Origin of the sequence: Flammeovirga agarivorans (assembly GCF_012641475.1) — a bacterium.
GTDB lineage: Bacteria > Bacteroidota > Bacteroidia > Cytophagales > Flammeovirgaceae > Flammeovirga > Flammeovirga agarivorans.
Window position 1 is genome coordinate 365137 of the sequence record NZ_JABAIL010000005.1, and the last position, 16532, is coordinate 381668.

Consider the following 16532-nt stretch of genomic DNA (forward strand, 5'->3'; position numbering starts at 1 on the left):
ACTAAAAGTTCTTATTAATTTCTACCAAAATTGTCGTTCCTCTCCCTTCTTTACTTTCTACTTCTAAGAATCCATCGATAGCATCCAATCGGTTTTTCATGCCTTTAAATCCCATACCTGACTCTTCCTTCAATATTTTTTTGGCATCAAATCCTACTCCATTATCCTCAATAGTCAGCATATATATATCTTCATAATTTTTTAATTGGATATCTACTTTTGTCGCTTTAGAATACTTAAATATGTTATTGACACCTTCTTGAAGAATACGGTATAAGGTCAATTTTACTTGTTGGTTATTTATTTGATGCTCACCAAAATTATGGAAGAACTCAAATTCGATTGTATCAGCACTTTTATCTACCTCGTATATCAAGTCTTCAAATGCTTTGATTATTCCAAAATCAACAATTGCCTTAGGCATTAAGTGATGAGCAACGCTTCGACTTTCTGTGATCGACTTTTGAAGGTAATCATAACCTATATCAAAAGTTTCTATTACTTCAGCCGGTAACTCACCAATACTCTTTTTTACTTTTTGGAAATTCAATGAGGATACCGTTAGCGTTTGCTGTAAACCATCATGTATATCTTTGGAGATTCTATTTCTTTCTATATCCTCCGTTGTCATCACCGCATTCAGAATATCCTGTGCTTTTTGTTTAATTGATGTAATGTCAGTAAAAGTGCCAACCACTCTATCAGGATTTCCACTAGTATCTTTAGACACTACTTTACCTTTGATCTGTACCCAAATATACTTTCCGACTTTATTTTTTAATCTGGCTTCTGTCACCATATTTCCCTCTTTGGTTTGAAGTATTAAATCGAGGTAAGAGGCAGTACCTATTTTCTTTAGATCATCTGGATGGATACGATCTTGAATCTCTTCCTGTTTCTCTTTAAACTCATAAGGTGCATAACCTAGCATCGTGAATAATGCAGGACTGAATATCATATGGTTCGATTTTATATTCCAATCCCAAATACCATCATTAGAAGCTTCCAATGCATATCTAAGCTGTTCCTCTCGGTCGGCTATCTTTTGTGATCGCTCGATGACTTTTTCTTCTAGATTTTCATTCAGCTCATTCAGTTCTACAACTTGCCCTTCAATGATTCTTTTTTGTATTCTTGTAAATCGAACTCTATTGACTGCAAAAACAGTAAACATTGTGACCAAAGTCAATATGATAATTAAAGCTGTTTTCTGATTTCTTGATTGGGTTAATTTCTCTTGATGAATCAGTTGCTTATTTGCGTAATTCAGACTGTCTGATAAAGCCCTCTTTTCATTTTCATATGTATATTGTTGATGCAAAACATCTTGTTGACTTTCTAGATTTAATACACTATCTCTAGTTTCAATATAAATTTCGTAGTTTTTTAAAGCCTTTTGACTTTGTCCTAGTGTTGAATAGATTTTATATAACTCTTTTGAAAAATCTCTAGTTTGTTCAATTTCTAATCCTTCAGCTAGCGTCATAGCTTTATTCACATAATAGAGAGCTTTATCATAATTTCCTTTCTTCTTGTAATAGATACCATAACTATAGTAACAGTTTGCAATCCCTTTTTTATTATCTAATTTTTTATTGATCTCTAAAGTCTTATTGATCATCTCCAGAACTTCTTCTAATTGATCGGTTCTTAATTTTATCAGTACTTTATTGATAAGAATATTACTGATGGAAAGTTTACGGTCTAATTCTAAAGCAATCGATAAAGCTTCATTATAATATTCTAGTGCTTTATCATATTCTTTCTTTTTATTATAGAAAATACCAAAGCCAGATAAACACCTTAACATCCCTGCTTTATCATCAATTCGTTTTCTAATATCATAGCTTTTCTGAGTATATTTTAGGTAATTTTCATCGTCTTTAAGTTGAGAATAGGTATTAGCAATATTCATATAGGTGTATGCAATAGAATAGTCATTCTTCTTTTTCTCATTAATTTTTAATGCTTCAAATTGTAGTTCGACCGCCGCTCCAACATCTCCTTTTCTTGATTTTAATATTGCTAGGTTATTTAGTGGTGCACTTCTCAGAATTCCAGCTTCAGTATAAAGTTCGTGACATCTTTTTAGGTTCTTCTCCGCTTCTTCATAGTCTTTTTGGATCAGGTTGATTATGCCAATATTGTTCATCACATCAGCCATACGAACTTTATCATTTAGTAATGAAGAAATAGCGTAACTTTTCTTGTAATATTCTAATGTAGTATCATATTCTCCTCTGGCATAATAGGTAGACCCAATGCCATAAATTGCTCTTGAAACCGACAAACTATCTTTGGCTTCTCTAGCTAAAATTAATGCTTCATTAAATGTATTTTCAGCTTCAGTATATCGCCCTTTTCTATACAAAGCTTTCCCCCTTATAACTAAGGCTGAGGATTGGTATTTTATTAGATTTTTTTCACTTGCAAATTGATAACCTATATCTGATATTGTGAATACGCTATCTGTATTCTTTTTAATTATTTCTCTACTATGTTCGAATAATGCTTCTAGGCGAGTGGTATCCTCTCGGTTAATATCAGTCCATACATTCCATAAAGAATCGACCTTGTTTTGTCCGAAGGCAAAACTAAAATTGAATATCAAGAAGATACTTATGAAAATATTTTTGTTCATTCTTTTCATATTAAAAGTTCTTATTGATTTCGATTAATAATGTCGTTCCTCTACCCTCTCTACTTTCCACTTCTAGGAAACCATCAATAGCATCGAGTCGATTTTTCATCCCTTTAAAACCAAGTCCCATATTCTCTTGCATCACTTTAGATACATCAAATCCAACCCCATTATCTTCAATAGTGAGCATGTAGATATCCTCATAATTCTTGAGTTGAATATCCACTTTTGTTGCCTTTGAGTACTTAAAAATATTATTGATCCCTTCTTGGAGAATTCTATAAAGTGTAATTTCTATCTGATGATTTTCGATTTGATGCTCTTCGAAATTATGGAAAAACGAAAATTGTATTTCCTCACTACTTTTATCAGCTTCAGTAATTAAACTATCACAAGCGGATATGATCCCGAAGTCAGTAATTGCCTTTGGCATTAAACTATGGGCAACCGATCTACTTTCTGTAATTGATTTTTGAAGATATTCCCAACCTGTTTCAAACTTGTCGATAATATTATCTGACAATGTTGAGATATTCTTTTTTACGGATTGAAAGTTTAAAGAAGAGATCGTAAGCGTTTGTTGTAACCCATCATGAATATCTTTAGAAATACGTTGCCTTTCATTGTCTTCAGTTTTAATGATCGCTTCTAAGATTTCTTGAGTTTTTCGTTTTTTCTCAGTGATATCAATATAAGTACCCACAATACGTTGGGCATTGCCCTCTTTATCTCTTTCTACAATCTTCCCTTTTATGGCAATCCAGAGTTGTTTTCCATTTTTGTGATAGAATCTGAAATCTTGATCTTCGAAATTATCCACCTTCTTTTGTTGGATAGAAGTAGCAAAATAATGTTGCCATTTCTCTTGGTCATTAGGGTGGATAAATGGGGAAATGCCTTTTGTAGGATCACAGGAATCAGAGTTATATCCTAAAATATTTAATGCCGCTTCGTTGATCACCAACTGATCAGAAGTAATATGATAATCCCAAATACCATCTTTTGATGCTTCTAGGGCATATTTTAATCGTTCTTCACTTTCGGTCAACTCATCATAAAGTAGGGTTAATTGTTCTGTTCTTTCTTGTACAATATTTTCTAGGTTTTCATTGAGGTTTTGTAACTCAAAAGTTCTTTGATCGACTTTTTGTTGTAGTATTCTTTTTTGATTTTCTATAGTATTTATTCTCCATCTGAACAGGAGATAGACAATGATGCAAAGAAGAAATAAATACAAAAAGATGGCATAATTGGTTTTGTACCAATATTCTAACTTAATAAAATGATAGGTATTGGTTAGGTAAGTGTATTCGTTGTCTGCGTTTCTTATTCTTGCTTCGAAAGTATAATTACCAGCAGGTAAATTGTTGTAGTAGGCAATTGATCTACTGCCCATTTTTACCCAATCTTTGTCATATCCATTGAGCTTGTATTCAAAGAAGTGATTTCCTTCATGGGCAAAGTCCAATACGGATAAATGAAACTCAAGTTGCTTGTTATTTGCTTCAATTTGTTGAGGTAAGTTTATCTGGCGTTCTCCATCAATAAAGACATCACCAAGGAAAAGCTTGGATGGAGAATAATGAATTTTATCAGGAGAAAAAGTATAAATGTCATGTCTTGAAGATATATATACTTGTTCTTTGGTATCTAGACGAATGGGGTTTTGTCCACCAAAATGATATTCTTCATTTTCAAAGTGCCACCTAAACTTTACACCTTGATTGATAATCATTTTCCCATCCAGTTCAATAGGTGATATTTTTTGGAAATAAGGGTGTTCTCCATGTTTTAGATAAAACCATTTTCCAATTTTATCATTCATAGTTACCAACATACTCACATTCGATGGAAGGTTGCTTCTTGTATCGTATTTTACCGGAGAAGCATCTTTTCTTATATGTACAATTCCGCTACCGTATGTAGAAACCCAAAAGCTAGAATCCATATCATACGAGAATGTAAAAAGGTATTTTTTATCTAGGGTATTATTGGCACTGTATGGAATCATTTCTCCATCCTCAATAGTGAAAAGCCCTTTTGTTGAGGTGATCCACTCTTTACCTAATGCTTTATGGTATTCAATAAGAATATTTTTACTAAATATATTTACTGTTGATTGTTTATCTTTTCTGTAAACATCTTCTTCAAAATTGTAAATGAACTGTCCATTGTTGGTTTTGCAGAGAAAATTTATTGGCTTATCCACAATTTGTTGGCAAACTCTTAGTTTTTGATGAATCTCATCCAGTTCAAAACCTCCTTTATTGGTAGAAACATATAGTTTATTATCATGTGATGTTGATAAGCTGTTGATAGTTTTACCAATTTCTTTATCTAATACCAATTTTGTGATGATACCATCCTTTAATTCGAATAACCCATTTTGTCTACTTCCAATAATGACTCGATTTTTAAAATATACCATCACTTGATGGAAGATATTTTTAGCACTGTCATCCTCTTTAATCTTTGAGAAAGCAGTATTAGAAAAGTAATTTAAGCCCGTTCTAGTTCCTACCCATAAATTTTCATTTTTATCTAAATAACTACAGAATGTATTACTGTGTGTTATATCTTCTTTGTCGTAAAGTGATGATATTTTGTTGTTTGTAATTCTATGTAGTCCTAAACCAGCTGCCCAGATGGTACTATCTTTTTGTATACATATTTGATGGATTCGATTATCAAATGGACTATCCTTTTCATATAGAAGTTCTAGATGATCAGTATCCCAATCGTACTTATATATTTGTCCGAATAATCCTCCTATATAGAGTAAATTACCTAATGGCTTAATCGAAAAAATTCTAAAATTGAACTTCTTGGTTTTAATAACTTTTTCACTGTTTTTATCCCAAAGGTCAATGATTGCATGTGTCTTAAAAGATCGAAGACCATAGATCGTACCTTCTGTAAATGGGAAAATCTTAAATAACTTCTTATTATCTGTATAGTTATGAGTGCTAATAGTTCCATTGTCAAAGGATCTCAACTTATTGTGATGAACAAACCAAACTCTTCCATTTTGATCACTAAATAAACTATTTATTGTTTTAACCTTATCGCCGTTTTCTTCATAAACTTGTTTAACCTTTTGGTTGTCTAAGTAAAATAAACCTCGACGAGTGCAAAACCATACTTGGTTATTTGGAGTAACACAAACGTTACGTATTGATTCTGTTTCTATTATTGGGTCAGAAAAAAGATTGTATACTTTTGCTTTGGATCCATCAAACTTTAATAAGCCTCGGTCGGAAGCGATCCACATAAATCCAATAGAATCCTGAGTTATATCAAAGACTCTATCTACTGGTGTTTCTTCTATCTTATTCCAGCTTTTTCGCTCATAAAATTGAATAGGGGTAGTGGGGTCTAACCCTTGACTAAATAGTTGAAAGGGAAGAAGAAAAAGAATATATAATATAACTCTAGTAGAGCTCATGGAAGTAATTAGATAATAGAAATAGAGATTAGATTGAAGATAACAGTAAACATGTTGAATAAAAAGTAAAGGCGTTCTGTTGACTACCAATATTGATTTCTTTGGATAATATGGTGTATTGATAGACTCTTATTCAGAAAAAAGTTAATGAATCAGTTAAATGTAAATAAACTTTAATATCTTAAATCCACTGACTGATATGATCATATTAAAATAAAGTGAAAACACTTAGTTTATTCCCAATAACCTATTAACTGATCCTACTTAAATAATTATCCTCAAGAATGAATTCAGTAAGAGTTTATTCAAAAAAGTTATCCCATCACTAATGCTTTTGGGTGTTCATCTACGTTTATTTTCTTTGTTAATCACCATTCATCAATTTGGGTTATGTTGATGTAATATACTGTCTAATTTAATTAATGAAACCATTCGATATATATCATTTATTCGACAAGTTATCAATAGCCATCTTTGTCTTGAGGCTAACTAATGCTGAGAAAAGAGAGTTTTTGATTGAAATGGCAAATGAAGAAAATAAAAAAGCCTGTGGAATAGATATAAAACAATTTGTAGGCACAACTTTAAGAGAAAGTTTCCCTGGAGTGTATGATATAGGATTACCAGAAGGATATTATAAATGTGTTAGTGAGCAAATTGTAATTGATCTAGGAGAATTTGAGTACGGTGAACATGGTATTCCTCCACAGACTTATGTCATAAAAGCGACACCACTTTCTTCTGATCAATTAATGGTTTCTTATGAAAATGTCTCTCAGTTAAAAAGAATTGAGAGGGAATTGATACAGAAAAACCAAGATCTGATAGAAACCAATAAGTCTTTAGAAGAGTTTGCTTACATTACTTCTCATGATTTACAGGAACCATTAAATACGATTAGTAGTTTTGTAAATATATTGAAGTCTAGATATTTTGAGAAATTTGATAATACCGGAAGAAGGTGTTTGGATTATATTGAGAAGTCGTCGATTCGATTAAGTAATATGATTCAAGGAATACTGGCTCATTCTCGTTTAGGCTCAAATGTAACTATTACTGATATAGACTTAAATACTTTAGTAGCTGATATAAAAGAAGACCTTATGAAGGCATTACATGAAAAATGTGCTACTATAAATAGTGATAATTTACCCACTCTAAAAGGAGATGCTATTGGATTAAGAGTACTGTTTCAGAACTTAATCGAAAATGGATTAAAATACCAGAAAGAGGGCAATGACCCAGAGATTAAGATTCAAGTCGAAGAATCAGAAAATGGAGGGTACTTGTTTAGTATTTCTGATAATGGAATTGGTATTGAAGAAAAATATAAGAAAAAAATATTCCAGGTTTTTCAAAGGTTACATGATGATACAACCTATAAAGGGTCTGGATTAGGCTTGGCTAATTGTCAGAAAATCGTTAATAAATCGGGAGGAAAACTATGGGTTGAGTCAACCGTCGGTCAAGGTAGTACTTTTTATTTTACATTACCCAACAACATAAAATGAGTCAATTAAATCATATACTTCTTATTGATGACAGTGAGTCTATAAACTTTTATAACCGATTGATCATTGAAGAAACAGGAGTTACTAAGAAATGTACCTTCTTTCTCAGTGCTGAAGAAGGTTTAGAGTATATAAAAGAAGAGCATAATGAAAATAATCCTCTACCAGAAATTATTTTCTTAGATATTAATATGCCCAAAATGAATGGGTGGGACTTTTTGGATGCTTATGATCAATTGGATGAATCTTTAAGAAAAAAGATCACACTGTTTATGCTAACAACATCGACGAATGAAGATGATAAAGCGAAAGCAAATACATACAATACTGTAAAAGGTTTTTTGAGTAAACCCCTAACAGAAGATTCACTTCGATCAGCACTATTATTAAGAGAAAAGGTAGTTTTGTAAAGTAAATACAGATCTTATAAGAAGAACAGAGGTAAAAGTAAATTGATTATTTGTACCTCTATTTTTTTTTCCATAAATCTTATGGAATGTCTTGATAGGTAAATCACTTAATAATTATTGTTGGGTATTTCACTATCTAATTCGACTTCACTTTTTGAGAGATTTGAACATTATCAATCAATAATCTCTCAATTATGAAATATCTATTCATTTTAGTTTCCTTATTAATTGGAACGGTCTCATTTGCTCAAACAGATCAAGAAAAAGCACAAGCCAATAATCCTTTGGCAAAAATTACAGCATTTAATCTTCAGCAATATTATGCTCCCAATTTAACCGGAAATGATGAAGCTACCTCAAGTACCTATTGGTTGAGATATGCCAAACCGACAGGAAGAGTACTTTGGAGAGCGTCTTTACCTTTTAGTACTTATTCCAATCCAGAAACAGGCATAAGTTCATCGGGGTTAGGAGATTTTGATCTTTTTGCCGCCTATCTCGCTGTTTCTAAACCTACTTTATCTTTTGGTATTGGGCCTTCTGTATCAGCTCCAACGGCTACACATTCTACCTTAGGTACAGGGAAGTGGACTCTTGGTGCTGCCGCAGTAGCTTTTGCTAGTGTATCCCCTCAATTCCAAACAGGTGGTTTAGTAATATGGAGAACAGATGTGGGTGGAGATATGAATAGGGAAGAGGTAAATATTTTAGCTTTCCAACCTTTTGCTTTTTGGCAAGTAGGTAATGGAGTATATTTTAGAAGTGCACCAACTTGGAATTTTAATTTAGAGAAAGGAACATATAATGTTCCATTGGGGGTGGGTCTTGGTAAGGTGATTAAAATCAAAAAGACTGTTTGCAACTTCTTTATTGAACCTCAATATTCTGTACTACATTATGGAGATAACCAACCTTTATTTCAATTGTATTCAGCATTAAATATGCAGTTTTGATCCTCATAAAAAATAAAAAAGGGATGATCTAATAATTAAGATCATCCCTTTCTTTTATATCGAGAAGTGATGTAGACTAAGCTAGTCCACTATTTTCCATTTTCTCTAAGTTGTCAGCAATACGTAATCTATCGATGAAATCTTGAATTTCACCATCCATTACGATTGGTAAGTTAAATACAGAGTGGTTGATACGGTGATCTGTTACACGACCTTGAGGGTAGTTGTAAGTACGAATTTTATCAGAACGAGAACCTGAACCTACCATTGATTTACGTTCAGCACCAATTTCCTCTTGTCTTTTCTTCTCTTCGATAGCATAAAGACGAGATTTTAATTCTTTTAGTGCTTTGTCATAGTTTTTCAACTTAGACTTTTCATCCTGGCATTGTACAATAATACCTGTAGGAAGGTGAGTAAGACGAATCGCAGAGTAAGTTGTGTTAACAGACTGACCACCTGGTCCAGATGAACAGAATTCATCACGACGGATATCAGACATATTTAACTCGATTTCTACATCATCCATTTCAGGAAGTACAGCAACTGATGCTACTGATGTATGGATACGTCCTTGAGATTCTGTAGCTGGAACACGTTGTACACGGTGTACACCTGCTTCATACTTCAACATACCGTAAGCATCTTCACCTTGGATGTTAGCTACAATCTTGTTGAAACCACCAGAAGTACCATCAACAAAGTCAGTAATACTAAGTTTCCATTTATGTCTTTCACAGAAACGTTGGTACATACGAAGTAAGTCGCCTGCAAAAATTGAAGCTTCATCACCACCTGCACCTGCTCTAATTTCAAAGATTGCGTTTTTAGAATCATTAGGATCTTTAGGAATTAACAACATTTTTAACTCCTCTTCAATACCTGGAATTCCATCTTGAAGTTCATCAAGTTCCATTTTTGCCATTTCGCGCAATTCTGGATCTTTCTCTTCTTCTAATATTTGTTTAGCTTCATCGATACCTTCAAGCATACCTTTATACTCAAAATATTTATCGACAATCTTCTGTAAATCTTTGTATTCTTTGTTTAATTTGGCATACAATTTCATATCTGAAACTGTTTCTGGCTTTACCAAATCTTCGCTCACCTGATCGAAGCGTTCTTTTATTTTTTCGAGTTTATCTAACATCTCTGAACGTCTTTTCTTAATTTTCTACAAATGTAATGTTTTTTAGTTACTTATTTTTGATAAGTACCTTTCCCTTCTCGTCCCATTCATATTTAATCTTAGGACCATTATAATCTTTTCTGTAGACGTTATTTTTATTTCTGTATTGAGTGATACGTTTCTTTCGTTGTCGTCCCCTTTTATCTTTGGCATCGAAATACTCCGTCCAGTCACCTATCTTATAACCAAACTTATAAGCACCTACTGTTTTCTTTAGGCCACTTTCATAAAACTCTTGGTAAATTCCATTTTTTTCATCGTATTGAATAGGAACCACCTCTTTCACTTTGGTTTGTTTTGAATCGTAATAAGTGATCTTTGATTCTTTAGGGAAGCCCATATAATAGAACTTCTTATCCTTTATTTGTTTGTCTTTTCCATACCAAACCCATCTACCTGTAATCAGTCCTTTATAAAACTGCCCAACCGTAACAGTATCCTTTTCTACAATTTTTATGTATGTACCATGTAAAGGAAGACCATATTCTTTTCGAGATACAGACTTTTTCTCAATCTTCCTCTCTTTTGGGTTATAGAAATATTTTAAAGGAGAGTATTCATTCGGGGCTTCATACTCAGGTAATGTATAGAAAAGCTCAAAAACTTGATTGCCTTTGGATAAAGAACGCGTATATGCCCTTTTTGCTTTTATTCCCCAAAAGACATTTTTTTTCTTTTTCTTCTTCTTTTTTATTGTTTCTACTTCTTCGGGAGCTCCAGGATTTAACTCAATAGTAGGAGCGTCTTCCTCTAATGAGTCCATTTCAACAACCATTGGTTTATTGACCTTTGGTTTATCTTCCTCCTCTTCTAAAGATTGTCCCAAGACAGCCGAAGAATAAATCGTTATTAAAAAGAATGTAATATATTTTACTAATGATGTCATGATGTGCTAAAAAAGTCGAAGCCTAAAAATCATCTCCGTCATCTTCTTCCTCAGCAGGTAAGTCATCCATACCACCATCATCATCCACACTTTCAGGATCATCACTATCGACTCCCTCAAAGTCGTTACCGAAGTCATCTTCAGCAACTTCAGGCATCATTTGTTTGTCTAGATCATCAGAGTAGCGAACAGGCATTTGCTGTCCGTCTCGGTAGTTGGCGTAAAACCTTTCTAAGAAAGCAGAAGCTTGATCAGGAGTAGTTAAAGTAACCCCTTTTTGTTTTCTCATAAAGTTGTTAAACTCCTTATTTGAACTCAATATACTCAATTCTTCATTTTCTAGACGTAAATAATACCAAGTTCCTGTAGGTCCTTCAAGAAAAACATTCATGACAGCATCACTAGATGCCGCTTCTTCATCTCCATCTCTACTTTCTTCTTTTGGAATCTCTACAAATCCGTTAATCTCGGTATTGACATATTCACCAAAAACAGAAAGAAGTTTAACACGGTCACCAGTAGAATAAAATGCAGCATACTCAGGATCCCATCTTAATTCATTGTCTAAGATGACAATTTGTTCAGACAATAGGTTAGTAATACTTTTTCCTTCTAGATACCCTCTAGTAAGATCGGGAGTAAACATTCCAATGATTTGGTGATTAAGCTCTCCTAGTGCTTCCAGCTCATAATCCTCAGGAATTGCAGTAACAACATTTTCTGCATTTGAACTTAAATACGACTTCATGTTTGCTGCAATGCTTGAAGCAGGTCTTGTACCACCAAAGGCAATAGAAGCTTTCATTTCAACATCATCTATGCCGTGTCTTGTTACACCATCAACACCCGCAGAAAACGACAGTATTCTACTCTTAGCGTTAACAGGTAAGAAGTTCATTTTTCCTTTAAAATGTATTTCTTGAGATTGAGGATTATAACTTCCAAAGTTACCAATGTATTTTGCTGCAATTTCATCTATTTCCATACCATTATAGTATGAATTTGGTTTGATGTAATAGATGCCTTCGCTACTTGTTCCATTAGTTGATTCGAATGTCAAACGACCTTCTAATTCAAATAATCTCCTATGATCTTGTCTATATCCTTCTGGCCTTTCGATAAAGCTATTGTAGAATGAATAACTCTTATCGTCGTAGAATAAACCAGTCATTAATGGCAGGCCTTCATCAGTAGATTTAATGTCTTTTGTGATCATTACATGAGCGATCGTATCTTCGTTTTCTTCCTTAGCTCCATCATTTCTTGATTCATAACCGAACCAAGTAGTTTCAGTTCCTGGAATATAAAGTCTCACATTACCGTCTTTAAAACGGGTAGCTCTTTTGCTTTCAGTTAGACCTATCTTACCGTAATATTCCATACCACCAAGGAATAGAAGAGGGTCATCCTGACTCACTTGACCGTATGCTCTAGCCTCTAAGGTATTGTCATTAATGTTCTCGTTGTAATACTCTTTTTCAATAACACGATCAATCTTAATGACTTTCTCTTCGCCTAAATTATTCTTGTATAAGTAATCACCATGTGCCTCTACCTGCTTACTTGAAATCAGTTTCACATGGGCATTAAAAATTTTATGTTTCTGATCTAAATCCGAGTATCTACCTAAGATGATAGTCGCATTTTCTAATGGTTCAATCTCGGCATTTTGTTGAATATGAACAGTCTGATTTGTGGAATCAAGAATCACACGAATATTACTAATATCAATATTAGAAACTTCAAGAATGTTCAGCTTATTCGCCACAAGGTCGTAATAAGCAGAGTCCCCTTTTATCATTAATGAATCTTGTTCAGGCTTTGTAGAAATGAACTTACCCTTTGTAGAGTTTGCACTACTCATGACAATATTTTTATTGTTGATATCCCAAACGGCTCGATTAATAGAGGTTTCGAATTTGACAAATGGGAAGGTAAGTAGCGACTTTGTTCTGGAATTTTGCTCCGTTCTCAGGTCCACCATATTCTTACTGATATTTTGGGCGACTCTAACATCATTACCCAACATAGATGGACTTCCTTCAATACCAGAATGAATGATAAACTTGGAGTGTCTACTTATATAAAGATCTTTTTTGAATTTAATATTAGCAGACTTGTTGTATGATTCTGTGGTTTCAATTTCACCGATAGCAGAGATTTGATTAGGAACCAATGCTAACTCACCACTGAACTTAATTTTGCTATTATAGACTGTAAATGGCTCATCATGGCTACCTGTAAAGGCCATACTGTCTCTGTTGACAAACCATTTCATATCATAAGTCTTCATTTCTACCCTTGGGTGAACAGCAGATTCTATTACACCTCCAGATCCATGAGTTGTAAGTGAATCAGAGTAGAAAATAAAATCATCCGATTTAAAGTTACTACCTAAATAGTGTAGTGTACCATTGCCTCGAATACCTTTATGATTTAATGTAAAGTTTCCTTCAAAGTCACCCTTACCTTTAATACTATCTTTAACGTCTAAGAATCTAGGGTTTAAGTAAACAGGCCAACCATTACTATTTGACCAATATTCACTAGGATTTGTTTCCCTTTCTAAAGTGAAAATACCTGATGAAGGATCCATCACTACCTCGTCGATAAATGTAGGGAAAATACCACCTGAGTTGAAGACCCCTTTAAACGAAACGTCAGTTCTGATTTGAGAGGCATCAACAGTGAAAGTATCTAGTTCGAAAACGATTCTTCTGTCGTAAGCACCATTAAGTACTGTTGGTCGGTCATAGAAAATTCGTCCACCAGAATTACTTTTAGATTTTGAATTGAAAGAAGGATAACCAGAAATATCCAATAAACCACTTTTATTGAAAGGCTTATTGATAAATAAAGTACCTCCAGTTTCTACTAATGGGTTGGGTGATTCAACATTTTTATTGGTTACGGAATCTGTAACAATGAAATTGATTGAATCGACTTCTGCTAGTTTAATTAAGAAGCTGTCATAGTTAAATATGAATTCTCTACCTCTAAAAATATATGTACCCGCAGTAAACTTACCACCAAAAATCAATTTTCTGTCTTGTGTGATAGTTACTCCAGCACTATCTGGCTCAGCAAAAACATTAAGAGAGTCCGAGATAGGGAAGTATTTTACATTCTTTAGTGTAAGTGAAGAAGAGTCGTTTAAGGTTAGGGAAGCATTTGCTGTTCCATCAATAGGATGTAAAGCAGGAATATTGATATTATCAAAATCTCTATCTACTAATGCCTCTTCTTGTGCCATCGATAAATTCTCAAAATTCATTCGAGAAGTTAGATGTGCTCTTCTTCTTTCACTTTGTGCGAAATAATATCTATCAAAATACCTGTAAGCTTTATCGTTTAGTTTTACTACTCCAGAGTACTTATTGTATTCAATAAGACCTTCTAAAGCCATACTTTCTAAACTTTCTTTATACAGCTCCTGATCGATATTTGTATTTTTTATTGCTTCATTTGAGTCGAAGCATTTTCTTCTGTAATTTCTTGAGTAGTTAACAAGGATAACTAATGGGTGGAACTTCTTAAGTCCTTGAATTCTATTGAAATATCCTTTTTGATAAAAGTCGGGTGATTCTACAATCAGTGGAATAATTTTTTCTCCACCTACAATTCTAAAGTCTAAAGAATCTTGTTTCATATCCCAAGTGATTGCATCTGCATGGACATTCATGTTTTGCTTGCTCAGAATAAAGGGATTAAACCTGTAGACATCCGTTGTTTTTCTAAAGTAAACATACTCTATACTATCATTCATTATAAGAGTGGTGTTTACGGAAGGATGAACTATACTGTCTCCTCCAGCATAGTATAGGGTTAAATCACTTGATTTTGTTCGAATATTATCAACGTCGTCATTAAAACGAACGGATGTATTTGTTGAAATGCTGAATAGTTTACTACTATCACCACTTACAGTTAAATGAGAGGAAGATCCAGAAACGGCTTTAGAAGCGATATGTTTACCTTTTAAAGCAAAGCCTCCTTTAAACGCTACATTTTCTGGTAAGTTTTTCCAATCATAAATGTTATTATAACTAATAAATTGAGGATATTCTGACTTTTCTTTGAATTTATTGTAGTGGCCACTTCTGTAGGTAAAAGCACCAATAGCTAATGTATCTAAGTGTTTTGGGAAAAACATCTCTGCATGATCAGCTTCAATATAAGCGATTCTGGTATCAAAACAGAAGTGGGGTAATTCGGTCCAAGCGGAATCCTTTGAGAACCCAACATTTTCCCAGAAAAAACGACCACCATTACAGATAAGAGTATCCGATTTAAAAAGGAAAGTACCTACCGTTTTTTCTAGTAGGGCGGTATCAAACTTTGTGGAAATTACTAGATCTGCTTCAGTAATAACAAGCATAGGGCCATCCTTAGGAGGCATTTCTGTAATTCCTGGGTCGTACTCTGTTACCTCAACTTCAGCTACAGCACAGTCTTCATCCATAGAAGATTGTTCGGCATAACTGTCTGTTTTTTGATTGTCACTTCCATATTCAGTGATATTACTGTCGTCACCACTCCAAGAATCTCCCCAGTCAGAAGATCCAGAATCTTCACTCCAATCGTAGCTCCCTTCATCATCACCCCAACTGTCGGAAGAGTCGTCTCCCCAATCATATTCTTCTGAGCTACTACTGTCATCACCCCAATCGTATTCTTCCGAAGAGGTTTCTTCAGAGTCATTCCAACTGTCTTCAGTAGTATTTTCGGTGTTTTCGTCGTTTTGAGCTACACTTTCTTCATCAGAACCAAACCAATCTTCTTTTGTCTCTTCTTCTTTTGCTTCTTCATTCTCTTCGATAACCATATGATCAGCAATCGCTCCTTCATCGGCAAGAGTATGTGTAAACGTAAATGAACCTCCTTGTACCTCGATGGTAGTGTATTTTGATTTCTCCAACTTACGGTCCTTTACGAACATGTGAGTTTTATTGAAGAAATTTTGAGTTACACCGGGAGAGTACGCCAAAAGACAAGTATCTGCGATTTCTAAAAAACGGGTAAACTGAGGTTTAAGGTTTTCACCAGAATCTAAAAAGGCAATGATACAGTTGAAATAGGCTGCAGCTTGCTTTCTATAGTTAATCCTGTTTCTATGTAGACGCTTTGTACTTTTATAAATCCATTCCTTCTGATTTTCATTGATCGCATTGTTTTGCCAATGAGATGAAAATTCATCAATTAATGAATCAGTACCATAACGTACACCTTTTTCAAGGTATAGATCTAGGTCTACAAGAAAACTATCATATTCTGCAAATAACCTGAAATGCTGATTTTTATCTTGAGTTTCTTTTTGTTTCTTGTTTTGAGCAATACTGTTTAGGGAAGAAAGCAAAAAGATAATTAAAGAAAAAAGAAGAGTATATCTGGATTTTGATACCATATTTGAATCAAAAGTGGCGTTCTGTTAAAAAAAGGCTGTAATAGAATGAACTTCAGTTACAGCCCTAAAGTATAGATACTTTAAATTGCAAAA

At 33.7% G+C, this 16532-nt stretch carries 8 protein-coding genes; 3 read left to right on the forward strand and 5 right to left on the reverse strand.

Features of this window, described 5'->3' with window-relative positions; all coding sequences use genetic code 11:
* Position 1: 1 nt before the first annotated feature.
* Positions 2-2641, reverse strand: coding sequence for a tetratricopeptide repeat protein (locus tag HGP29_RS17630; RefSeq protein ID WP_211093324.1), 2640 nt, complete (start codon positions 2639-2641; stop codon positions 2-4).
* 10 nt (positions 2642-2651) lie between these two features.
* Positions 2652-6086, reverse strand: a complete 3435-nt coding sequence (locus tag HGP29_RS17635) for a sensor histidine kinase (RefSeq protein ID WP_168883749.1) — start codon at positions 6084-6086, stop codon at positions 2652-2654.
* 422 nt (positions 6087-6508) lie between these two features.
* Between HGP29_RS17635 and HGP29_RS17640 the strand changes: the two genes are divergently transcribed.
* The 3 genes from HGP29_RS17640 to HGP29_RS17650 all read left to right on the forward strand — a co-directional run bounded on the left by HGP29_RS17640 (position 6509) and on the right by HGP29_RS17650 (position 8960).
* Complete coding sequence (locus HGP29_RS17640; protein WP_168883750.1) at positions 6509-7597, forward strand: sensor histidine kinase; 1089 nt, start codon at positions 6509-6511, stop codon at positions 7595-7597.
* Complete coding sequence (locus HGP29_RS17645; RefSeq protein ID WP_168883751.1) at positions 7594-8007, forward strand: response regulator; 414 nt, start codon at positions 7594-7596, stop codon at positions 8005-8007. Before HGP29_RS17640 ends, HGP29_RS17645 begins: the two co-directional genes overlap by 4 nt.
* A gap of 194 nt (positions 8008-8201) precedes the next feature.
* Positions 8202-8960, forward strand: coding sequence for a hypothetical protein (locus tag HGP29_RS17650; protein ID WP_168883752.1), 759 nt, complete (start codon positions 8202-8204; stop codon positions 8958-8960).
* A gap of 76 nt (positions 8961-9036) precedes the next feature.
* Here HGP29_RS17650 and prfA read toward each other — a convergent pair whose 3' ends face one another.
* Genes prfA through HGP29_RS17665 form a run of 3 tightly spaced genes read right to left on the reverse strand, consistent with a single transcriptional unit; the run spans position 9037 to position 16391 of the window.
* The gene (prfA, locus tag HGP29_RS17655; protein WP_168883753.1) at positions 9037-10110 is read right to left on the reverse strand and encodes a peptide chain release factor 1; all 1074 of its coding nucleotides are present in this window, start codon (positions 10108-10110) and stop codon (positions 9037-9039) included.
* 46 nt (positions 10111-10156) lie between these two features.
* Positions 10157-11035, reverse strand: coding sequence for a toxin-antitoxin system YwqK family antitoxin (locus HGP29_RS17660; RefSeq protein ID WP_168883754.1), 879 nt, complete (start codon positions 11033-11035; stop codon positions 10157-10159).
* Positions 11036-11057: 22 nt separating this feature from the next.
* Positions 11058-16391, reverse strand: coding sequence for a hypothetical protein (locus HGP29_RS17665; RefSeq protein ID WP_168883755.1), 5334 nt, complete (start codon positions 16389-16391; stop codon positions 11058-11060).
* Positions 16392-16532: the final 141 nt, after the last annotated feature.

Bases quoted from the DNA above. Each gene is read 5' to 3' on its own strand.
- HGP29_RS17630 (WP_211093324.1), bottom strand. From the start codon at position 2,641: ATGAACAAAAATATTTTCATAAGTATCTTCTTGATATTCAATTTTAGT.
- HGP29_RS17635 (WP_168883749.1), bottom strand. From the start codon at position 6,086: ATGAGCTCTACTAGAGTTATATTATATATTCTTTTTCTTCTTCCCTTT.
- HGP29_RS17640 (WP_168883750.1), top strand. From the start codon at position 6,509: ATGAAACCATTCGATATATATCATTTATTCGACAAGTTATCAATAGCC.
- HGP29_RS17645 (WP_168883751.1), top strand. From the start codon at position 7,594: ATGAGTCAATTAAATCATATACTTCTTATTGATGACAGTGAGTCTATA.
- HGP29_RS17650 (WP_168883752.1), top strand. From the start codon at position 8,202: ATGAAATATCTATTCATTTTAGTTTCCTTATTAATTGGAACGGTCTCA.
- prfA (WP_168883753.1), bottom strand. From the start codon at position 10,110: ATGTTAGATAAACTCGAAAAAATAAAAGAACGCTTCGATCAGGTGAGC.
- HGP29_RS17660 (WP_168883754.1), bottom strand. From the start codon at position 11,035: ATGACATCATTAGTAAAATATATTACATTCTTTTTAATAACGATTTAT.